This is a genomic window from Paenibacillus endophyticus (genome assembly GCF_014192395.1).
Lineage (GTDB): Bacteria > Bacillota > Bacilli > Paenibacillales > Paenibacillaceae > Pristimantibacillus > Pristimantibacillus endophyticus.
In genome coordinates this window covers 1-24,622 of sequence record NZ_JACHXW010000025.1, presented here as the reverse complement: position 1 = coordinate 24,622, position 24,622 = coordinate 1, and the positions used below count along the sequence as shown (strand labels likewise).

Annotated in this window: 11 protein-coding genes; all 11 read left to right on the top strand. The window is 42.9% G+C overall.

Features of this window, described 5'->3' with window-relative positions:
- Positions 1–85 precede the first annotated feature (85 nt).
- The 11 genes from FHS16_RS27220 (at position 86) to FHS16_RS27170 (ending at position 24,542) form a co-directional block, all read left to right on the top strand.
- The gene (locus FHS16_RS27220; RefSeq protein ID WP_183570163.1) at positions 86–2,980 is read left to right on the top strand and encodes a PD-(D/E)XK nuclease family protein; all 2,895 of its coding nucleotides are present in this window, start codon (positions 86–88) and stop codon (positions 2,978–2,980) included.
- Positions 2,973–6,284: a UvrD-helicase domain-containing protein gene (locus FHS16_RS27215; RefSeq protein ID WP_183570161.1), complete on the top strand. Its 3,312-nt coding sequence runs from the start codon at positions 2,973–2,975 to the stop codon at positions 6,282–6,284. The genes FHS16_RS27220 and FHS16_RS27215 overlap by 8 nt, the downstream gene beginning before the upstream one ends.
- Positions 6,285–6,531: 247 nt before the next feature.
- A complete protein-coding gene (locus tag FHS16_RS27210; protein ID WP_183570159.1) occupies positions 6,532–7,488 on the top strand; it encodes a helix-turn-helix transcriptional regulator in 957 nt (318 codons plus the stop codon).
- Positions 7,489–7,679: 191 nt separating this feature from the next.
- Complete coding sequence (locus FHS16_RS27205) at positions 7,680–8,861, top strand: sigma-70 family RNA polymerase sigma factor (protein ID WP_183570157.1); 1,182 nt, start codon at positions 7,680–7,682, stop codon at positions 8,859–8,861.
- A gap of 16 nt (positions 8,862–8,877) precedes the next feature.
- Positions 8,878–12,105: a DEAD/DEAH box helicase gene (locus FHS16_RS27200; RefSeq protein WP_183570155.1), complete on the top strand. Its 3,228-nt coding sequence runs from the start codon at positions 8,878–8,880 to the stop codon at positions 12,103–12,105.
- 90 nt (positions 12,106–12,195) lie between these two features.
- Positions 12,196–13,665 carry a type I restriction-modification system subunit M gene (locus tag FHS16_RS27195; RefSeq protein ID WP_183570153.1) on the top strand — a complete coding sequence of 490 codons (1,470 nt, stop codon included), beginning with the start codon at positions 12,196–12,198 and terminating at the stop codon, positions 13,663–13,665.
- Positions 13,658–14,791: a restriction endonuclease subunit S gene (locus FHS16_RS27190; protein WP_183570151.1), complete on the top strand. Its 1,134-nt coding sequence runs from the start codon at positions 13,658–13,660 to the stop codon at positions 14,789–14,791. The genes FHS16_RS27195 and FHS16_RS27190 overlap by 8 nt, the downstream gene beginning before the upstream one ends.
- A gap of 10 nt (positions 14,792–14,801) precedes the next feature.
- Positions 14,802–18,152, top strand: coding sequence for a DEAD/DEAH box helicase family protein (locus FHS16_RS27185; RefSeq protein ID WP_183570149.1), 3,351 nt, complete (start codon positions 14,802–14,804; stop codon positions 18,150–18,152).
- Positions 18,153–18,410: 258 nt separating this feature from the next.
- Entirely contained in the window at positions 18,411–19,487 is a 1,077-nt protein-coding gene (locus FHS16_RS27180; RefSeq protein WP_183570147.1) for a restriction endonuclease-related protein, read from the top strand.
- Entirely contained in the window at positions 19,484–22,567 is a 3,084-nt protein-coding gene (locus tag FHS16_RS27175) for a pPIWI_RE_Z domain-containing protein (RefSeq protein ID WP_183570145.1), read from the top strand. Before FHS16_RS27180 ends, FHS16_RS27175 begins: the two co-directional genes overlap by 4 nt.
- Positions 22,560–24,542 (top strand): pPIWI_RE module domain-containing protein, encoded by a 1,983-nt coding sequence (locus FHS16_RS27170; protein ID WP_183570143.1) that lies wholly within the window; start codon positions 22,560–22,562, stop codon positions 24,540–24,542. Before FHS16_RS27175 ends, FHS16_RS27170 begins: the two co-directional genes overlap by 8 nt.
- Positions 24,543–24,622 lie beyond the last annotated feature (80 nt).

Below are 24,622 nucleotides of genomic sequence, written 5' to 3'. Positions count from 1 at the left end.
CTTCTAATATTACCGATTTATGGGGGGAAAGGAGGTATATCTCAACGAATATAGGTATATTGAATCACACTAAGGAGGCTTCGAAATGGATCTGATTGATCAGTTGTATCGGAAAATCAACGAGGAACGATTGACTCCTAAAGTGTTACTGGTTAGTTCCTATGCGCAGGGACATCAATTGCTCGAGCTGATTTGCAATCGTCACGGCGCTCTTTTTAACGTAGAAGTAAAGACCATTCGTGGGATTATAGAGGCTAAAGCTAAGTTGGAGCTGTTTCAAAGGAAGATTCATTTGCTGGATGAGGGGCAGGCTGTTTGGATTATTCGACTATTAATGAAGCAGTTGGCCGAGGAAACCTCGGAATGCTACATTACCCATTCTATGATGAAGCCCGGTATTGTGGAGAAAGTATACCATGCTATATCAGAGATGCGGATGGCTGGTATTTGTTCGGAAGATATGAAGATGGATTATTTTACTAATCCGGATAAAGGCATGTACTTGCAACAATTGCTCAACCGATATGAAACGTATCTACTAGAGCATGGCCAGATTGATTTTGGCGGGTTGTCCGAATATTTGAAGCATGGAACGGATGGTGCCATTTATCTGGCTCTTTCGCCGACAGGTTGGACACGGGTGGAACATCAGATGATGGAAAAGTTGGCGGGCAAATGCTTATGCTTTCTTGATTCTGAAACTCCATTTCATATAAGCGAAGGATTTTCGAAGAATAGATTCACTATGTTTCACGCAACCGGAAGTCTAGCTGAAGTTAGAGAAGGAATTCGGCGGATCCTATCTGAACCAGAGGCACTCGATCACACGGAAATTATTTTATCCGACTATGAGCGATATATCTCCGTTATTCATGCGCATGCAGAAGAAATGGGTGCAGCTTGCTCATACTCGAACGGTTTGCCTATTGCCTTCTGCGCTGCAGGGAAAGCGGCAGCAGGTATACTTGACTGGATTGAGGATGGCTATCCGGTAAAGAGGATTTCAGAGATGCTGAGACATGGCTATATGTCGTTTTCAGATGAACGATGGTCACGGGGCGAATGGGTTCGAATTTTGGAGAGATCCTCAATTGGTTGGGGAAGGGAACGGTATCTTGCATTGGTTCATCCAGAAGAAATAGGAGCTGAGGATCAAGAACAAAGTACTGTTTTGTACGGCTATTTGGCAACTTTGTTTGAGGGACTGCCTGAGGGAGATGACTGGGATGTTCTTAGACTTCTAGAGTGGGTGTCTGAATTCATAAAGCAATATGCACCTCGACGGTCTCAGGACGATGTTTATGTAGGAAACACGTTACAGGAGTTAGTCATTCGATTCTCAGAGAGCCCTCGTGAATGCATGCCAATGGATCTGGCTCTTAAATACGTTAGAGAGATGTTAAGCGGAATCCGAATTCGCGTCTCGGCGACTCCAAAGCCAGGTGCAGTTCATGTCAGCTCCTTGCATAATGGTGGATGGAGCGGGAGAGAACGTACATGGATCGCAGGCTTGGACCAGGGAACCTGGAGCGTATCCGCCAAACAAGAGCCGCTACTTCTGGACAAAGAGCGTAAGGTGCTATCCGAGCATTTGGTGTCTACTCAGCAACGTGCCCAAAAAATAAGAAATGAACGAGAGTCTCGACTCTCGCTAATTCGGGGCGAAGTGTGGCTAAGCTATTCTTCCTATGACGCAGGGGATAAGAAAAGCCAGAGTCCTGCATTCGAGATGCTTCAGGTCTTCCGATTGCAGTCAGGAGATTCATCATTAGACTTCGCAACGTTGGAGCACTCATTAGGCGAGCCCTACAGCGTTATGGATATGATGCATGAAAGCGAAGTATCCACTCCTTTTAATAATACCGATTTATGGGCAGGCTTGTTGCTGCGGAGAACATTCGGCAAAAGCGCGGATGGATGGCAGGCTATGCTTCAGACGTATCCCTCTCTTGCCCAAGGATATCGGGCTAAGGAGCTCCGAATGGATGAAAAAGTTTCAGCTTATGATGGTTTTCTCGGGGATCAATCCTCATACCCCAAACAATTAGAAGATAGTAGCTGGAGTGCCATTAGCGCAAGTCAGCTAGAGAAATATGCGAATTGTGGACTGCAATACTATTTTCATTATGTCTTGAAGCTTCGCGCGAAGAATGTCGCGGCGCTCGATCGTACCCGTTGGTTGCAAGCTGGTGAGCGAGGTACCTTGCTTCATGATATTTTTAGAAGGTATATAGAAGATGTTACAGAGTGCGGCAAGGTTTCGGCCAAGCATGACAGGGACCGATTAATGGCAATTGTGGATATGGTGATCAGGGAAACTACATTATCTATCCCGGCGCCTAACAGGCATGTACTTGCCAAGGAATGTGAAGAAATCCAACGAGATGCGGACATCTTCTTTCGCAATGAAGCTGGCAAAACGGATCAACCGTGCTTCTTTGAATTAGAACTGTCAACTAGTGATGGGGAGCCGATGGAAATAGAATTGCCCGGCGGTATTCGTATTCAGTTGAAAGGCTTCGTCGACCGAGTTGATCGGATCGGGCCTCATGAATACCGAATTATAGATTACAAAACGGGCAGCACAAACAAATACAAGCCTTCAGAGTATTTCAGCGGGGGGACACAGCTGCAGCATGCTTTGTATTCGGTCGCTGTAGAGCAGTGGCTTCGCCAAACGGGGATAGATCCCGAAGCAAAGGTGCTCGAGGCGGAATATTATTTCCCGACAGAACGCGGACGAGGCGAGTATGTACGACGTACTCAGAACAGGAGAGAGGAACTGTCTGCTATCGTTTCACAATTACTAGAATCTCAGAACCGTGGGATCTTTGTCCCAGCTAAAAATGCGAATACATGCCGATGGTGCGATTACCAAGCTGTGTGCGGATCGCATTCGGAGTGGATGGCGGGCAAACGGGATTCGTCTATCAATATGGATTTGTTGCGTACACTGCTGGAGGTGGAGCGATTTGGTTGAATCGAATGTGTTAATAGTGCCTGCTGATCAAGCCGATCGGAAACGGATACTTACGGATTTAGATACGACATTGCTCGTTGAGGCAGGGGCTGGATCGGGTAAAACGACTAGTTTGGTCGGCAGGCTTCTCGTGTTGATTAAGTCAGGAGTGAATGTCGGCCATATCGCCGCTATAACGTTTACGAACAAAGCAGCGGATGAGATGAAGGAGCGGTTCCGACTCGCATTGGAAAAAGCATACCTTTGCTCTGCGGATGGTCTCTCCGCTCAGGAGCGTTTGTCTGTGGCGCTGGGAAACCTCGACCTCCTATTTATAGGTACAATACATTCATTCTGCGGCTCATTGCTGCGCGAGCGTCCTATCGAAGCAGGGCTGGATCCATCTTTTGAAGAGCTGGACGAAGAGAACGACAAGCGATTGCGTACGATCTGCTGGGATGAGTACATGTCAGAATTGAATGAAGCAGCACGAAAAAGGTTCGAGGAATTACTGTCATTGCGTGTGGATGTCAACACGCTTCGTGGGGTGTACGACCGTGTGTCCTCATTCACCGATGTTGAGCTTCCTTGCATGGAGCGGGAGCGGCCTAACTTCGAACGGATTCGAGATACGCTGTTTCCTCTTCTTGATGCCGCAGCGCCTTATATTCCGATCGTTGAACCAGAGAAGGGTTGGGATACGGTTCAGAAGCTTGTTCGGCAAACCAACCAGAAGATGCGGTTAATTGATTTATCGGATGATATGAGAATACTCGAAATCGCGAAGGAGTTCGATCGTAAGCTAGACGTAACGCTTAATAGGTGGAACTCCAAAGAGCACGCTAGCGAAATGAAGAAGCAATTTGCCGATTGGCAAATAAATGTACTGATTCCATTCCTTCGTGAGTGGCATGAATACATGTATCCCAAGCTGATAAGCTTTGTACAACCTGTACTTGCTTATTATCAGGAACTCAGATACGCTGCAGGAAAGTTGAACTTTCAAGACTTACTCATGGAAGCTACCAAATTGGTACGTGAGAATGAGGAAGTAAGGACATATTTCTCCGAACGATATCAGAGACTGCTCGTGGATGAATTTCAAGATACGGACCCCATTCAAGCAGAACTGATGTTTCTACTTACGGGCAGTACTGGAGACATTAGCTTCGAAAAGGATTGGCGGAGGCTTACACCTCGGCCTGGTTCTTTGTTCGTGGTCGGAGATCCGAAGCAGTCGATTTATCGTTTTCGCAGAGCGGACATTTCTATTTATAACGAAGTGAAGGCGCGGATACTGGAATGCGGTGCGGTTCTGAGGCTAACATCCAATTTCCGTTCAGTGAGTTCGATAGGTGATTTTATCAATGATCAGTTTGTGGGCAAGCTTCCAGCCTCAGAGACGGAGCATCAGGCAGCCTTCGTAAAGATGGAAACACATGCTCCTGATCCTAAAGGCGGGGACAAAACGACACATGGCATCTATGTTCTCAACTACCCGAAAATGCCAGGAGGTAAAGTTGTAGTCGCACAAACAGATGCCGACCAGATAGCGCGCTATGTCTCATGGGCGTGCAAAGACGGCAACTTGCAGATCGCAAATGGCAACGGTGGAACCCGGGATGCAGTTCCAAGCGATTTTCTAATACTGACGAAAACAAGAGAATTCATCCATCTATATGCAGAGCAGCTTGATTGGTATGGCATCCCAGCGGATACTTCTGGAAGTACGACGGTTTACGAGGAGCTATTGGCTTTATGGCAGCTGGTCCGTTGTCTTGAGGATTTCGCTGATAAACCGTCGTTACTCGCCGTTATGCGAGGTATGCTATTCGGCTTGAGTGACCGACAGTTATGGGCTTACAAGAGGGAAGGTTTCCGGTTCTCTTTATTTGATCTCCCAGATCCTGCAACTTGCAGCGATGAAGCGAAGCCGGTCGTTATCGTGCTTGAAAAGCTGCGGTTATACGCAGATTGGATCCGGATGTTAAGCGCAAGCACAGCGTTCAGTCGGATTATTGAAGATCTCGGTGTGCTGCCATATGTATCGACGCTTCCGGCGGGTTCTGTGAGAGCGGGAACGTTGGTTAGAATGCTGCAGCTAGTCTATAGCAATCAAGCGGCGAGCTCGAGTTGGTCGGAACTCTGTCAATTCATTGAGGAAATGCTTACAGATCGAGGGATGGAAACTTCGAGTCTCTATGCTGGCGGAAACCAAGCTGTTCGGATAATGAATCTGCATAAGGCGAAGGGGCTTGAAGCGCCAGTCGTTTTCTTAGCTTGCCCTTGCGGGGAGTCCGATCATGATGCGACGCAGCATATTGATCGTACTACTGAACCGGCGACAGGCTACTTTACAATAAGCCGAGATGTTGGCGAGTTTAAAAAGGAAGTAGTGGCCCAACCTTATGGTTGGGAGATCATGAATGAGCTGGAACGTACTTTCTCAAACGCAGAGAAAGATCGGTTACTCTATGTCGCCGCGACGCGTCCTAAGCAGATGTTGGTTATCAGTCTCTATCCGGACCAACCGGCGAAGTGCCCTTGGTCACCGCTCATGGACGGAATGAATGATGCGCGTGAGCTAGATGTTCCAGTAATGGAAGCAGAGAAGAAGGCAGAGGTGAACGAGCGACCGGATTTGACATCTGTGATGAAGAATCGGCAGCAGAAGCTGGAGGCGATCGGTGCGCCGACTTATGCTTTGCTTTCGGTAACTGGCCAAACGAAAACAATCGGCGATAAGCCAGAATGGTCTTCGGAAGGCAAAGGTATGGCCTTTGGGAGTGTGGTTCATCGGTCCCTGGAAATGATGGGAAAAGGCTTATCGGATTTCGAGTTGGCGGATGCAGTAAGTTTATTAGCGGAAGAGGAAGAATTAGACGCCCAGCATTTTGGCGAAGCTGTCCGAATTGTTCGGAATGTGATAGATAGTGACCTCTGGCAGCGCAGCTTGCGTGCTCGCCGCCGATTGTTTGAGGTGCCGCTGATGTTGCGGAAGCCAGTAGATGAAATCAGTTTATTAAGTGGAGGCGCGGAGCATGCTTGCATACGGGATCCTGATGCCGATTCATATGAATCAAATTTCATCGAGTTTGCTTATGTGCGGGGCGTTATCGACTTTCTGTTCGAGGAAGAGGACGGCTGGGTTATCGTAGACTTCAAGACGGACAGCGTGCCTGCGGAGAAGCTGCAGTCGTTTGTTGATTTCTATAGACTGCAAGTTCTGGCTTATGCCACGGAGTGGGAGAATGTGTTCGGGTATAAGGTGAAGGAAGCGGGATTGTATTTCACCCAGTTAGCAACGTATGAAGTGTTGATTTGAAATTGAAAACCAATATTAGCGACCCAGGACCTCAATTGGTACTGGGTTTGTTTGCATACTATTGTTGGAACGTATGTTTGGTGACATTCTTATGTCAGAAGACTTTGCTACGCTTACTATACAAGTTTAATAAGAAAGAAATTAGGTCGTGTTCACAAAACGGTAACTTTTTCATAGTCATCCAGTAGCAGGAAATAGTCTTCTGGAACTAGAAAATGTATGGGAATACAAATTGTGAGGTGCAGATATGAATGAAAGACTTATTCGATTATTGCGTATTATTAATCTCATTCAAGGAAAACCGGGCATAATTGGCCGGGAGCTTGCAGAACGTTGTGAGACGACGGATAGAACCATATATCGGGACTTGGAACTGCTCAGCTCATTTGTCCCCTTTACGAGCTTAGGACATGGGAAGGGATACTCGTTCGTTGGAAGCTTCTCTATGTATCCTCTGAATTTCACGGAGCAGGAGGCATTTGTACTCTCGATGCTGCCATCCGTAATCGATCAGGTGAAACCGCTGCTTCCACCAGGGTTTGATGCTGCTTATGAGAAAATAATGGCAACCCACCACAAGGAAAAATCTCAACATGCGAGTGTCGTTCAGCAAGTAGCAGATGTCATTCAAATGGGAACTCCGGTTGGTCGTGATGAAGGATCGAATGATCTGTTCCCGATTATTCAGGCGATTCTATCGCAGACGTCATTAAAGGCTGTTTACCATTCACAAGGCCGCAACAAACAGACCGAGCGTATGATTGATCCTTACTTCCTTGTTCCGAGAGAGCAACGGTTCTACTTGATTGGCTATTGCCATCAAGCAGGAGAGATTCGCACCTTCCGGGTCAGTCGTTTCCTAAATATCGATGTAACGGAAAAGCAATTCGACAAAGGAAACTTCAGTATTCGTCAATATATGAAGAACACATTCTCTATTGAGCGTGGACAGGAACAGATCCGATTCAAGGTGCGATTCTCGCCAGTTGTCGCAAGGTATATTCAGGAGGAAGAATGGTTTGTAGAGCCGCGAATAAAGCCGCAGACTGACGGCAGTCTGCTGTTCGAGGTAACGCTCAATCATGATCGTGAGTTCCTGCAGTGGGTGAACTCTTACGGGCCGGACGCGGAGATTCTGGAACCGCGCAAGTATCGCGATGCAATGAAGGAGAAATTGGAGCGATGGCGGGGGATGTATGAGTAAAAGGATAGGCTTGGACCAACAATTGTTTATCTGTTTGTTGCATAGGCGGGGAGCTAATACCAAAAATAGATATGCTGCATCGATATAAAGATGGAATTTATTATTCACTGCTGGAGAGTTTTCACGATAAATCAAGTAGAGTATTCCTATTAGGATGTTTCGTTAATCAATGTTAATCTGAGAGGTGACATATGCATTCAAATTCTGAACAGCTGGCGGAACAATTACAATGGTTTACTGTCGCATATTCAAAAAAGCATAGGATCAAGCTTTCGTTTGCAATGAGAACGATAGAAATTGCACTTAGCTATCCGTTACAAGCTGATGATGTATATAACTTCCTAAAAGAACAACGATACAAACATATTGATGTGGATGTACAACTTTCCTATGCAAGTCGGCAGGCAGTTTCAAAAGAGCTTCTTCCTGAGAAAGCTAACTACCAGAATATATCTAATGATATAGATGAGATTGATGATATACTATCACAACCTCTTCAACCAAAACATCAGATAGAGCCGGTTTCACTGAAGGAACCCAGCATGCCCTCGTATCGGATGAATGAATATATGTTAAAGGATTACACCCAGGGTAGGAACGAGTTGTTAAAACAAAACATTGTGGTAGCGAACATGAATCTCGTTTACTCTGAAGTGAAACGTTACAAAAATTATATGAATCATAACTTGAGTGAAGAGGATTTGCATCATGAAGGCGTTATCGGGTTAATGGATGCTATTGAGCGCTTCGATCCAACTATGGGTGGGGCATTCTCAACTTATGCGGTTTACTGGATTCGTCAACGTGTAATCCGTTCTATAATGAATTACGGGACAACAGTAAGAGTACCAGTTCACCTCATCGAGCTTATTCGTAAAATTAAAAAAATTGAAGCACAATTCAATGGAGACAATAATGAAAAAGCTGATATAGAAGAAATATGTACTGAAATAGGCATTACAAAAAAACAATATTATGATGCAAAGCTTGCAGAACATCGTTATCTATCCTTTACCTCATTGAACCAGCAAGTTGGAACAGGTGATGAAAGTGAGACTGAACTTTCTGATTTTGTGCCAAACGATAGACTTGAAATATTTGTTTCTATGCCAAGAGAATTTTTGGATCCTTACGAGCTTACTGAACAACGAATGTTACAAGAGAATGTAGCAGAGCTTCTATGTCGTCTTCAAGAACGTGAACGAAAGGTTATTGAATACCGATTTGGGCTGCTGGATGGCAGAAGTCGCACTTTGGAAGATGTGGGCAGAATATTTGGCTTAACAAGAGAACGAATCAGGCAGATTGAGAGTAAGGCTTTAAGACATCTACGAGCGGTAAGAAACAGAGAAAAATGGATTTGGATATCTTAAGGGGTGAATGATGAATATGGCATTGTTAGAGAAATTTAGACAATTGGCAGTTAAGCAATTGGGTGATAAGCCCCGTTTGCTTGTGTTGAAAGGGTTTCATTCAGAGATATTCCAACAAATCAATGACAATAAATTAACAGATGCACCAATAAACATATCGATTCAAGATTTGGATCGACGGAAAGCTTTACTTATCCCACAACTGTTCAATAAAGACATTGCAACTGACTTCTACTGGTGTACCTTTGAAGAGTATCTGTTATTTGGAGAGGAATTGCTTCAGCTTTATTATTCCGTAAACATTATTCGAAATAACTTATATCATCATACTTATCCAGCGATTTATGATATTAATGTAGATGATCAAACCTGGGAGGTCTTATCAGATGAGGAGACCGATTACGACGACAATGGTGATGAACAACTTGGACTAATTTATCGCTATTTTGGAAGCGTTCGTCGTATAGGAGCTCAGGTTTTCGTTACCTACCCGAATGTCGGAGAACATGAAGTAACCTTCTATGAGGAAGTGAAATCATTACCTTCCAAGGTACTGATGGATGGAGAGTACATTCACCTGGAGTTATCAGAGAATGAAGACACCTTCTTAGAGCTAGAAGATGATTTGTTAAATAGTCGCATTCCCAGCGGGGATGTTTTTATCGCTGTAACAGGAGATTTGAATGCTACCCCTCACCAGTACCATGAACGATTGCTGACTTTACAGGCGGTGGTCCAAACTAATTACATGATATATTTGGTGGCCAAGGAGACAAAACCAAGAGCTTTCATTGATAATACACCTTACATTTCAGTGCTAAAACGGTACTGGGGTTATTCCGGTTTTCGTACACTCAAGATGTACACGAACGTTCAAAGTCGAATCGGCGATAAAACAACGACAGAAATATCACAAGTACAAATCGTAGATGACATTATTCAACAGGCGCTTAAAGCAAAAGCAGGAGAGGATTATCGTGATTTATTTGTCACCTCTCCGACAGGAGCCGGTAAATCGGTGATGTTCCAAGTTCCGGCCATTTACCTTGCGGAAACCTATAATATGATGACCATTATTATTTCTCCACTGATTGGTTTAATGAACGATCAGGTTCAAGGACTGCTGGCTAATCAGGTTCATATGTCCGCTACTATTAACTCTGAAATTAGTCCAGTAGAAAAGATTGAAATTCGTAATCGCATTCAGAGCGGCCAAGTTTCAATTCTATACATCTCACCTGAAACCTTGCTTAGTCGCTCAGATATTGCTCAACTCATAGGGGAACGTGAAGTCGGATTATTTGTTATAGATGAAGCACATATCGTGACCACATGGGGTAAAGCATTCCGCTCCGATTACTGGTACCTTGGGACCTATCTATCCAAACTTCGGAAAGAAAGAAACTTCCCAATTGCCACCTTTACTGCAACGGCTATTTATGGCGGTATTGAGGATATGTACGTAGAGACACGAGACAGTTTGAACTTGATCAGCCCGATTAGCTATTTTGGTTATGTCAGGAGAGACGATCTGGAGATCCAAATCAAACGGAAGCTTGATTATGATAAGCGGTTTAGCGAGTACTTAATGGATAAGAATAAGTTACTCCTAAATCGTGTAGAACGTTTTGTCCAGCAGAGAAGCAAGACATTAGTCTATTTCCCTACTGTTCGGTCAATCCTGGACTTTAAGGAATTTGTACGTGTTTATGGCACTGAAGAGGCGAAATCAAATTTGTCTATATATTATGGGCCTTTGGAAAAAGAAGTGAAGAACGAAAACTATCTTCGATTCAAATCTAACGAAGCGCTTGTAATGTTAGCGACAAAAGCATTCGGGATGGGGATCGATATTCCGGATATTCAAAACGTGTACCATTTCGCGCCGACAGGTAATGTCTGTGATTACATTCAAGAGATTGGCCGCGCAGCGAGGGCGCTGGATACTGGATATGCATATTTTGATTTTTTACCCCAAGATTTTGTGCATGTTCAGCGTCTTCACGGAATCTCTACGATAAAGAAAGGTCAATTAGTTCAAGTCATGCAGAAGATATTGTCCATATTAGATGGACATAAAGGAAAGAACATCCGAAATTTATTGATTAGTGCCGATGAATTTAGGTACATCTTCCAGGAAGGAAATACACGGGAAAACGATGGCTTCGATAATAAGATTAAAACCGCACTTCTTATTATTGAAAAGGATTTTCAAGCCAAGCTGACATATTCGCCGATTATAGCTAGGCCTCGAAGCATCTTTGCCAACGAGTATTTTAATGTCCCCTACGAGGCAGAAGGTAAAATCTTCCCTAAGTACGGTCAATATTTTGCTTTGAAGCATACATTTGGTGAAGGCTCGAAACGTAAATCTATTTACCAAGTGGACTTAAAAGGAATCTGGCAGGATCATTTTCAATCCATGTCGTTCCCGGAATTTAAGTACCAGTTTCATAGTGGGGATCGAGTGAAGCTGCCGTTCCGAGACATCATAACGCCAGTGCTGCAGGTTCAGCTGCATCTGAAAACCAACAATGTGAGCGTGTTTCAAGCTCAAGTGAAATCATGGGCTGAACGAATCAATACGATTATGAGTAGGTATGCGAAGACGAAAGCATACTTCAACATCGAGGAATTAGCGAGTGAGCTTCTTGATTTCTTAGGTGGAACGAAGTACGCTTCCCAAATGATGGCTGAGGTTATCCTTGATAGCTGCTACACATATGATCGACTCATGAGGCAGAGCAACAACTTTTATAATCGTTTTCTTGCTTACGATGAGTCCCGGGCGAAATATCACTTCATAAGTAGTGGTTATGCAGGGTTTACGGATTGGATGATACAAGAAACGCATCACATGCTGCATCAACAGATGTCGTTGCAAAGTAGTGATCAGGAGCAAGATATCTACTTTCCAAAACTATTTGGATCAGAGCAAGAAAAGCGATTTATTTATCTTGGACTTATGGAGTCGCTAGGGCTTCTCATGTACCGGATCAATGGTGGGGATAATCCGGAAATATTCATAAGGATAAACTCACGTATGCAATTGGAGCGCACGGTTGGCAGCCCGGCACGTTATCGAAATTACATTCTTGAAAACGTTCATCAGAGGCATAAGCTATCTGTTGAAATGATGCGTTATATATTTGAGAACCAAGTGGATACCAAACGATTTTGGGATTTAATTGAGGATTATTTTTTGGGTGAAGTGCCGGAAGAAATAATACAGCGGTTAAGCTAATGTGAAGGCTTTTTTTGTTCCTTGTCGAATACTGCAAATGAAAGATATACTTAGTCCAGATTAAAGACAGAGACATTCATGGAGGTTCATATGATAACTGGTGAAATTAAGAATAAGGTAGACAAGATTTGGGAGACATTCTGGACAGGCGGAATCACGAATCCGCTCGAAGTCATCGAGCAATTTACATACCTGCTCTTCATTAAAGGGTTAGATGATATAGAAACCACCAAGGAAAGTGAAGCAGCTTTCCTTGGTTTAAACTATGAGGGAATGTTTCCAAGTGACAAGCAAGATTTGCGTTGGAGCAAATTCAAGAACATGGAAGCTAGCCAGATGTATAGTCTGGTGTTGAATCAAGTCTTTCCATTTATCAAAAATCTGCACCAGGACGGCGATTCCGCCTATGCCCAATATATGGGGGACGCCATATTCAAGATTCCTACTCCTCAAATGCTGACGAAGATTATTGATGGCATAGAAGGAATTGATATGGAGAAGCGGGATGCTAAGGGCGATTTGTATGAGTATCTTCTGTCTAAAGTAGCAACTGCTGGTACCAATGGACAGTTCCGTACACCGAGACACATTATTGAGATGATGGTTCGCCTGATGAAGCCGAGCCCGAGCGATGTAATCGCTGACCCCGCGATGGGGAGTGCCGGCTTCCTTGTGGCAGCACAGGAATATGTGAGAGAGAATCATGCGGATTTATTCTTGCATGCGGGCCTCAAAAAGCATTTTCACCAAGACATGTTCTACGGATTCGACATGGACCGAACGATGCTTCGGATCGGTGCAATGAACATGCTGCTGCATGGTGTAGACCAACCAAACATTGAGTACAAGGACAGCCTCTCAGAGCAAAATAGTGATCAGGAAAAGTACACTCTGGTTCTAGCCAACCCGCCGTTTAAAGGATCACTCGATTACGATGCAGTAAGCGGCGATTTGTTAAAGGTAACAAAGACGAAGAAAACTGAGCTTCTGTTCCTGGCACTTATTCTAAGAAGCCTCAAGCTTGGTGGGCGAAGCGCGACAATCGTACCAGACGGCGTGGTGTTCGGCAGCAGTAACGCGCATAAAGAGATCCGAAAAGAACTGGTGGACAAACATAAGCTGGAAGCAGTCATTTCGATGCCAAGTGGAGTGTTCAAGCCTTATGCCGGCGTGAGTACTGCTATTCTTATCTTTACCAAGACAGGAGCAGGCGGAACGGACCAGGTATGGTTCTTTGATATGAAGGCAGACGGCTATTCGCTGGATGATAAAAGACAACTGACTGAGCAGAACGATATCCCAGACATTGTTCAGCGCTTTGGCAATCTACAGGAAGAGACTGTGCGAAAACGAAATGAGCAGAGTTTCTTGGTAGATGTTCAAGAGATTCGTGACAAAGGATACGACCTATCAATTAATAAATATAAGGAAATAGAGTATGAGGAATTAGCGTACGCTCATCCCCGTGAGATACTCTTGAGGATTCAACAACTAGAAGAGGAAATTCAGGCGGGTTTGGAAGAGCTTGTTGGGAGTATAGAGGCTGAGATCCATGAATAAAGTTAAATTAGGTAATTATATCAGCATAGAATCGGGTTATACTTTTAAATCTAAATTTTTTAACGATAAAGAAGGTTTACCAATAATTAGAATCAGGGATGTCACAAGTGGAAATATTAGCTCTTATTATTCAGGTGAATACGATGAAAAGTATTTAGTACAGAATAATGATGTTTTAATATCTATGGATGGAACTTTTAGTATTAGAAAATGGTCTTCTGGAAAAGCATTGCTCAATCAGCGGGTATGTAGAATAAAGAGTCGAAATAATAGCCTACTTATTGATGATTATCTATGCTACATCTTGCCCAAATATCTAAAGAACATAGAAGATAAAACTCCCTTTGTAACAGTTAAACACCTTTCTGTTAAAGATATAAGTGAGATTGTTCTTTATTTACCAAATATAGAAACTCAAAGGAAAATAATACTAACACTCGACAAAGCCCAAGAACTGATAGACAAAAGAAAAGAACAAATCGAAGCTTGTGATGAACTGGTAAAAAGTTTGTTTTACCATATGTTTGGTGATCCGGTAAATAATAGTAATGGTCATCAAAAAATTGCATTAAAGGAAATCGGAGAATGGAAAAGTGGAGGGACACCCTCAAGAAGTAACAAAGAATATTATAATGGAAATATCCCTTGGCTATCTTCTGGAGAGCTGAACAGTGTTTATACAAAAGACAGTTTAGAACATATCACTGAAGATGCAATAAAAAATTCATCTGCAAAGTTAATAGCGAAAGAAAGCTTATTACTTGGGATGTACGATACAGCAGCATTAAAGTCAACGATTAATTTAATGGAATGCGCTTGTAATCAGGCAATAGCTTACGCAAAATTAAACTACCGTATTATAAATACATTATTTGTTTATTATTGTATACAATTCAATAAGGATTTCTATAAAAGTCAGCAAAGAGGGGTAAGGCAAAAAAATTTAAACCTCTCAATGGTGAAGGATATTGAAGTTCTATTCCCCTCTCTAGAGCTTCAAAACCGCTTCGCCGAGCAAGTCGGAAAAATCGAGCAGCAAAAACAGCGTCTTCAACAAAGCCTTACTGAACTAGAGAATAACTTCAATGCACTGATACAACGAGCGTTCAAGGGCGAATTATTCTAGGGGGATAGTCATGAGTACGAACTTTGATTTCTTGAAGGAGAAAACAACTTTTCAATCCTTCGCAGACAGTACCGTGGAGGCAGAGAAAAGCCTCCTTGTTTCCCCTGCAACTTGTGCGATTCTGGCAAGACGAGCGCTAGAGTTAGCTATCAAATGGGTATATACGTTCGACAATGAACTGACGATTCCATATCAGGATAATATCTCAAGTCTCATTCATGAGTCGACCTTCAGGCAGATTATTGATCCTCAATTATTCCCACTGATGAAATACATCATCAAGCTTGGAAATACGGCGGTGCATACGAATGCCTCTATTGTGAGGGATGAGGCTGTACTCTCGCTTCGGAACTTGCATGAGGTCGTACGTTGGATCGATTACTGCTATGCCGAAGCTTACACTTGTCCGGATTATGATGAGGAGCTCCTACGAACAGGTGAAGAGAAACGTACCAGACCTGAGGAGCTGCAGGATCTGTATGAGAAGCTGAGTTCTAAGGATCAAAGACTGGATGAACTTCGCAAAGAGAATGAAACACTACGCGAAGCGATGACTGCACAACGAATAGCTAGCACTGAGGGCTATGACTTTGAGGTGGATGCGTTCAGTGAAGCTCAGACGAGATCCAAATATATTGATCTTGAGCTTAAGCTTGCAGGCTGGGAGATGGGCCGCGATTGTATCACAGAGGTACCCGTTGAAGGGATGCCTAACCTAACAGGTACGGGTTTTGTAGATTATGTTCTCTATGGCAGCAACGGTAAACCGCTGGCAGTTATCGAAGCCAAGAAGACCGGGAAAGACCCAATAGTCGGCTCTCAACAAGCCAAGCTGTATGCGGATTGTCTGCATAATCAGTATGGACAACGGCCGGTTATATTCATCACAAACGGATTCGAGATTAATCTGATTGATGACGCGGAGGGCTATCCCAAGCGGCGTGTAGCTGCTATCTTTACCAAGGATGAGCTGCAACGCATGGTGGATCGGAGGAGCAGTAAGCTTCCTTTTACCACGGTGGAGATTAATGAGAGCATCACCAACCGTTACTACCAGAAACAGGCGGTTATGGATGTGTGTACGGCGATAACGAACAAGCAACGGAAGATGTTGCTTGTTATGGCTACCGGCAGTGGTAAGACAAGAACGGCTATATCTATCGTGGATGTATTGATGCGGCACAACGCGGTGAAGAATATTCTCTTCCTGGCCGATCGCAGGACTTTGGTAAAGCAGGCCAAACATAATTTTAGCTATTTGCTTCCCAGCCTTACGCTATGTAATCTACTGGAAAACAAGGATAACCCAGAGCAGTCTCGAATGATATTTTCAACCTATCCGACGATGATGAACGCCATTGATGATACGAAGCGGCAGGATGGGAGGAAGCTTTTTACTCCGCCTCATTTCGATCTGATCATCATTGACGAGAGCCACCGCAGTATTTATAAGAAGTATAGTGATATCTTCGAATACTACGATGCTATGCTTCTTGGATTGACCGCAACGCCTAAGGACGAAATTGATAAAAACACATACTCTATATTCGAGTTGGAGAATGGTGTTCCTACGTTTGCCTATGAACTGGAGAAAGCAGTAGAAGATGAATACTTGGTAGACTACCGTACGATCGAGATTAAATCTAAGATTATGGAAGACGGGATTCATTATGATGATCTTAGTGAGGAAGAGAAAGAAGAGTTTGAGAGAACTTTTGCGGAAGACGAGACGGTAGATGATTCCATTGCCAACACTGCGGTCAATGAGTGGCTGTTCAATGCCAATACAATTGACATGGTGCTGGATCAGCTAATGGAGAATGGGCTTCGGGTAGAGGGTGGAGATCAGCTTGGTAAAACCATTTTCTTTGCCAAGAGCAGCCGGCATGCGGAGGCCATCGTCGAGCGGTTTCATAAGAGATACCCCGGATATGGCGCGCACTTTATTAAGCAAATTGACTACAGTATTAACTATGTGGATACGCTTATTGATGATTTCAGCACCAAGAACAAGCTTCCACAGATCGCGGTTTCCGTTGATATGCTGGATACGGGGGTCGATATCCCAGAGGTGCTCAATCTTGTTTTTTTCAAAAAAGTACGATCAAAATCAAAGTTCTGGCAAATGATCGGAAGAGGGACGCGATTGTGTGAAGATCTGCTTGGGGTTGGGCTGGATAAAGAACAGTTTCTGATCTTTGATTTCTGCAATAACTTCGAATTCTTCCGTGCCAATCCGAAAGGCTTGGAGGGCGAAATTGGCGAGAGTCTGACGGAAAAGCTGTTTCATTCTAAGTTGGACATTGTGCGGGAACTTCAGAATCTAAAGTATCAGGAAGAAGAGGATTACATCCTCTATAGGGAAAAACTGCTTCGTGATCTATTAGGCGCTGTAAGGGACCTGAATGAAGAGAGTTTCCGCGTGAAGTTAAAGCAACGGTATGTTGAGATATACAAGAATAAAGATGCATGGCAGGGCTTAGGCGCATCAAGCGTGGCGGAGATTAAGGAACATATTACTCCGCTCATCAAGCCTCTCCAAGATGACGAGCTGGCTAAGCGTTTCGACTTGTTGATTTATAACGTAGACTTAGCCTATTTGCAGCAGAAAAATGCAACGAAGCCGATCCGTAGTATCGTACAGACCGCCGAGACGCTTAGTAAACTTGGGACAATACCTCAAGTGATGGAGAAGAAATACATCATTGAAAAGGTTCAAACCGATGAATTCTGGCAGCAGGCGGATGTGCTGGAATTGGAGGAAGTGCGGGTTGCTCTGCGGGAATTGATTAAGTTTATCGAGAAGAGCAAGCAAAAGATTTACTATACAGACTTCAAAGACCAAATTCTCGAAACTCGTGAGGGCGGGGCCATCTACAATACGAACAACCTCAAGGATTACAAGAAGAAGGTAGAGCATTACCTGAAGGAGCATAAGGATGAGCTGGCGGTCTTCAAGCTCCGTAACAACAAACAGCTTACTTCAGTCGATCTCCATACGTTGGAACGCATTCTCTGGGAGGAACTAGGAAGCCGATCCGAGTATGAGAAGGAGTTTGGTGATACTCCTGTGAGCAAGTTGGTTCGAAGAATGGTCGGGCTAGACCGTACCGCGGCTAATGAAGCTTTCAGTATATTCCTAAGTGAGGAGAATCTGAATGCCACACAGATTCGATTTGTGAAGCTTATCGTGGATTATATCGTAGCAAATGGCATGATTGAAGATAATCAAATCTTCATGGAAGAACCTTTTCGCAGCCTAGGAAGCATTACCAGTTTGTTTAAAGATAATCTGAACGAGGCAAGAGACATTATGAGTATAATTTCAACGATAAATAAAAATTGTGAGATTGTAATGTAATAAAACACAATTGACTGAATGGGTATGCCCTTATTGCCCACACTAGAATTAACCAAAGAAATGCTGAAACCAACGGAGGGACTTATCAATTGGGTTTGTCTCAATTGGAGTAAAGACTATTCGTTCCAATCCATAATGACAACTAGACGACGATTGTAGTCGTCTTTTTTTATTTTTAACGAACAGACATTCGCTGACAAACTAATGGCATTATTTCCAGGTATACTAGGTTAGAAGAAGATAAAGGGAAGGTGACTTATGAATAACACTGATTTAGTCAATAACATGCTGTTTCAGTTGATTGAGGGCCTTGGGAAATGGAAAAGGGATTTAACGATTATCCCTGCAGAACTTAAAAAAGGACATTTAATGTTGGTTAAGCTTTGCCTAGAACATCAATCGCCTGTTCCTTCCGATATTCCTAGTCTTGTTCGATTGCTTCAACGTCCATTAATAGAATGGGCTGTTCCCATGCCTGCAGCCATTCCTTTTCCTTCAGATGCTCCGTTGTATATTCGCAACATAGGTATTACATCGGAAGCCATGGATTTTCTAAATGATTACCATTCACCATATGAATCACACCAACGAGAGGTCTATCAAATCTTACAATATTGCAGAAATGCAGAACCACAGTTGGAAGATATCTATCGGAAGATTCGTACTTTCTTATCGAATTCTAATTTTTCAATTATTACCGGTGCCCGATTGCATCAATTCGCGCGTTCCTTTCATCATCCAATACTGGCTGAGCATATTTTTGCGTGTTTTGAAGATATCTCCAATCGTATTAGTCATTTTCGAAGATGCTCACGATGCGGATGGACGCTGGTCTGGAATGGAAGCAAGTGGCAATGCGGCCAAGAAGGATTATGCGGGAAGATAACAGCGCAAGAAGACCCACAGCCTCTTGAGTATGGTGGAGAGAGTGTCTTCCGTTTGAAAGAAGGCGTACATCGGTACACTCTAACTCCTGGATTGGCGGAAACAGGGCTGGAAAGACGCCTTACCAATAAAGGCTACGAGGTCGAAATGTATCCTGATGTAGACCGATATGACCTTGCTATTCGTGTGAAAGATAGAACGTACCATATCGATGTTAAAGATTATAAGAATCCTTATTCTCTCGCTATGTATTTTAACCAATTAGATTCTTCGTCGCTGGATAAATATCGAGAAGGTCATGTATATATCGTGATTCCAGCATATCGTAATAAACTCACGCGCCAATATATTAAGCAGATGAGGATTTGGTTGGAACCAGAGTGGAGGAAGGTGCTGCGCATCGTCAATGAGAGTGATATGATCCGAATTCTGGGAGGTGCTGCGAAATGAGAAATAGTTACTTTGACTACTTATCTGAATTTTGTGGTCGATTTCAGGGAACTATGCTTTCAAAGCCCCAACTAGAAGCAATACTTGTATTTGAGTGGATGATAGTAGGGTGTCGGCTTGGCGTTCCTGGCATTCCCGTTAAAGAGGCTTGGTCCGTTCTTATTGGTTATGATGAGCCGATCCTTCCGAAGCAGACGGATATAGACATTGTACACCGGCTGAGGGTTCTCTTTCGAGAAATTCGGTCAGAGCGCAAATGGACGAATATAACGGAATTATATAATACGATCGATACGAAATACTTACTCTTTGAATGGCGTAATGCTGAACTTACTAAACGAACGCCGTTACAATTCTCAGAGAGGGAGAGATGGTACGAAGAAAAGCTGCGTAACCCTATAGTGCACAAACAACGAACTTTGCAATTTGCTAAGCAGGGTGAATTCTCTTACAAGCGTTGGTTAACGGGCGATATCCCTCATAAGTTTACTGGACACATTCTAAATCAACCAGATCCTCCTGAGATGCTGCCTGTATATCGTGATAAAAGGCGGAGTAAGTTTGAAGTAAATGAAGTTGTCGATAAGGAAGCATATAAAGAAGTTTCTGCTGGATCCACACAAGTAGCTATTTCCGAACGTCATTACAATTTCCAGATTCGGTCATTATCGGTACCGCCAGAAACCACATTCCACTATGACGGGGTACAACATCTTGTTGGTGGACTTGGAACAGGCAAAACGAGTCTAATGCTCAGTGAAACCATTAGGTTGGTAAAGGATGAGGGAGCTCGCGTTGGATTTATTGAAAGTAGTGTAGCTCAAGTGTTGAAGCGTGTAGAAGAGTTGAGATTGATTGGAATCGATGCTACTCCGATAATTGGACGATCTAACAGGGAATTATATGAGAGACAGTACCTTTCTTCTAAGAGGAATAATGTAGAAGATTTAGCTGAGTGGGGCGATTCTCTAGGTTCTGGTTTATCACATGTGTCCTCGCTATGTCTGATTCATGCAATTGCTGATGATTATGATGCAGGCAATCATTTTCCTTGTAAAAAACTAACCCAAGGTAACAATAATAACTTATCTTGTCCATTTGCAGGACAATGTGGGTTATATAAGGACTATATGGCACTTTCCAGCTCAACGGTTTGGGTGACTACTACTTCATGTGTTCTTAAGACAAAGCTTCCTGCATTTATTGATCCTTTGGAACGATCGATTTATGAAGCAATGTATGATTTGCTTGATGTGATATTCGTGGATGAGGCGGATGAGGTTCAGAAACAGTTTGACTCAGCATTTGTGAATGAGTTTCCTCTATTTGGAGATACAAAACTTTTATTTGAGAGATTGTATAAAGAATCGATGAATGTAACGCTAGGACGGTATGCAGAATATGCAGGAGACTATGATATTGATTACTGGAACCAATGTCTTGTAACGATGGAGCGAGTATCAAGGGCTGGAATTTATGAAAAATTGGTTCGTTCACCACGTCTAAGTGAATTTGTGCGAAGGCGGATGATTCGAATGACGACCATCACTTACCAGGTGGCTCATGCTTGTTCGATTGATAATGATCAACAAGTGCATGTTCATCGAAATCTGAAACGATATATGGACGACCCGTTGGCCGCTGATTATGTGAAAATAATAGAAGAGTTGTTGAATGCCCAAAGCCAGCATGCGAAGCGCACTATTTTGGATCACTTCTTAGTATTCATTGGTGGTGGTTTCCGGACAAGTATCGACCGTGAACTTTGGTATGATGTTCTCGAGTTTTATCTGTATTTGGTGAGAGCAGATTATTGCATGAGAGAGATAAAGGAGTACTTTCCTATAATTAAAGCGAAGCTTAATCTAGTAACTGAGCTGCATCCTCAATTTGCTGTGCAGGAAGATTTACAGTCTTTTATGAAAGACGCAATGACGGGCTCTATGACTGGGTACAGCTATGATATTAAACAAGGGCAAGATGTTGGGACATTTAAACTAATAGAATATACAGGAGTGGGACGACTTCTTCTACAAGAGTGGAGCCACTTATATGAACATTCAGATAATATGAAAGGGCCAGCGGTTGTTCTGCTCTCTGGAACATCATATGCTCCAGGGTCCCCTCACTACAATTTGGAATTAGCACCGACTTGGATGTTGGAAAGATATCATGATGAACCGCAAATTACTCAGCATTATTGGCCCATCTATGATGAGGATCCTGATAATGCATTGTATGTTTCTGGGTTAATTAATCGCGATCATCGTAACAGAGCTATTCAAACGATGACAAGGAAGCTGCTGCGTAAAATTGAACAGGAATTGTTGGAATGGAAACGGAGCGGCGTATCTAGAAAGGCATTAATCATTGTAAATTCCTATGAGGATGTTGAATTAGTAGGGCATGCTCTTAGCGCTGAGGCGAAATGGAAGGGGCGCTACAGGTTGTTGCAAAGGGAGTTAGCATTAGAAGATGAGACGGCGTATTCACGTAGTAATCTGGAAAGCTTCCACTATGAAAATGCAGATTTATTAGTAGCGCCGCTCATGTCTATAAACCGTGGTTACAATATTTTAGATGAAAATCGGGGTTCTGTGTTCGGATCGGTGTTTTTCCTTATACGCCCCTATCCCGTACCCAATGACATAAGCTACTTAATTCAAATGATTCATGCCAAGCATAATGAATATATAGAGGAGATCCGCGCGGAGAACAAATTATTTGCGGATGCGCTTAAGCTTATACGAAAAAAAAGTAATCATTATTTTCATTATCTTTACGAGAGACCGGACTATTGGGCACAACTGAGTGAATTAGACCGGAAATCAATTGCATGGTATACATTTGTTCCTATTTGGCAGACGATCGGACGAATGATTCGAAACGGATCGCCAGCTCATGTATTCTATTGTGATGCCAAATTCGATAAGCCGCCCAAATATGAAAACAAGGACTCAACCATGTTAGGATATTGGAGAAAGATCATGCTGGAAAATAAGCATAGACCAGAATTTTTCAGTTTATATTCGCCTTTTATTGAAAGTATCCAAACCATTAGGGGGATTGATCATGCCTAAAATAAAAGATATTAAACTGAGACCGCTTGCTTGGGAAGTTAATGCACAGGCGTTAGTGGGATTGAATGTATTTCGTATGGATATGCCACAAGTCTGGCTTGACTTTCTTCGACAATTTCAAATAAATCCTGCTGAGCCTTACAAGTTAAAGATTCGGATAGGTAATCTTGCTTTGAAACTACAAAGTATCTTTCCGGAAGTTATATGGATGAACGATCAATCGTATTGGCAGCAAGGGGGGCCGTGGATTGTAAGTACAGTGAAAATTCCGGAAAGCATGATTATGGCGTTCTGTATGGGTTGGTTCCAAGAACAAGCCTTTAACTCAAAAACGAAGGTAGATTCTCCACAAGAGCCTCATGAAAAGGAACTGTATTGGGAGAGCACAGTTTTGGCTAATGTGCTGTCCGTTACAAATGAATATCAATTAATACCTGCACTTGTCGCGAATCGGTTTTGTCAGACGAATAAGAAAATTCCAATTATTGAAGGATGCGAGCTCCCTACAAATTTATCATTCAGTCAAGTGCATACTAAAGGGGTAGCGGAATGTATGTCTGAACTGATTAATTCTAAAAAGGGTGTTTATGCATATGTTATTCGATTGAGGATGAAAACTCGTGGTGGGGATGGAGGGAAGCGTATTTTGCACTTTTCTCTGGGAATACGCCGATTCATTAGAGAGGCATATGTAACTGAGAAAGGTTGCTTTGTTGAAGGAGATACGAAAAGTGCAATGTTGGTTTCTTTAAATAATCCATTTCTCCGTGATCGTGGTTTAGGCTCGCGGTCCTATGCGAAAATCTGGTTTCGGAGAAAAGGAAATCATACACGATGGGTAGATCGTAGTGATGAAATATTTTGGGATGTGCTTTGGGGGAAAACCGTCACTTCGGACGAGATTCTAAGTAATCCTCTAGTGTATGAAGGGGCAGATTCGGATGTGCAAGCATTAGTTGTATATAACCGATTATTTGGAAATAGCAAGATTGGAGCAGGAGTTGGTTTTCCAGAAAAAGCAGCTTTTTTTCAACTGTTTTGTGAGGAATTGGCAGATTGGAAGCCGTTGGAGCCTATGCAAGAACTGATAGGAAAAAAGAACAAAAGTCGATCGTATACACAACTTCCTCCGCTATTCTCTATTAGCCCTAAGCAAATAGTTCTTGAAGTATGGGGATCAGCCGATTTATTTAAACATACCGTCTCTATTTTTGAAACAGGCTTATATCAAGGGGAACCATTGGCATATGTAAAGGGCCATAATTCGTTTATGCTTAATTGCTCCCATGATGTTTGGTTGGAGCTTATACACAAAGAGGCAACACCATTCCTTGGAAGTCTTCATGTTGAAAATTATCAAAAGCAAGCCTATGAACAGAGGGTAAGTGTAATCGAGAAGGAATCGCCTCGAAATGATAAACACGATGTCGTTTATGCATTAGTAGAGATTTTGCGGAGTGACGAGTATAAACCTGAGGGGTCTGATCCTAAGTTAGCCATACGAGAAGGGTTTAGGCGTACGGGTAGAATTACGCAATTCATTCACCCTGAAAATGATGGAGTTCTTACGAAAATAGAATATCGTTTACTTAACGCCATTCTTGATCTTTTATCGGATGGTGGAATATTGGACAAAAGCGTTGTTCAACTACCGCCGGATATTAATATTCTTGGCTTTGATATTTTAAATATAAAGAAAAGATCTTCTGAAAATAGATATGGAGAAGAGAAGGTTAATATACCAGTGTTCACTAAGTTCGCTGAAGGCGTTTTGTACGTACGAGGATGGGGAATGGATAATTGGCTTTCTTTGCAAGAAGCGATGTTAAACGCCGATCGTTTTAAGGGATGGAAGAAGATAGATGAATCCAAAATCACACAATTATTAGATGAGGTACTTCGCGATGAACTTTGGGGAGAAGAGCGTCATTACATCTTATTAAATGCAGATTTAAGATATCTGACCTTGCCTTAATAAAGTAGACAGCAAGAAAGCCTCATTACAAACGTTAGTCTAATCATTAAACCGCCTCAAAACGCTGTAATGGCGAGATG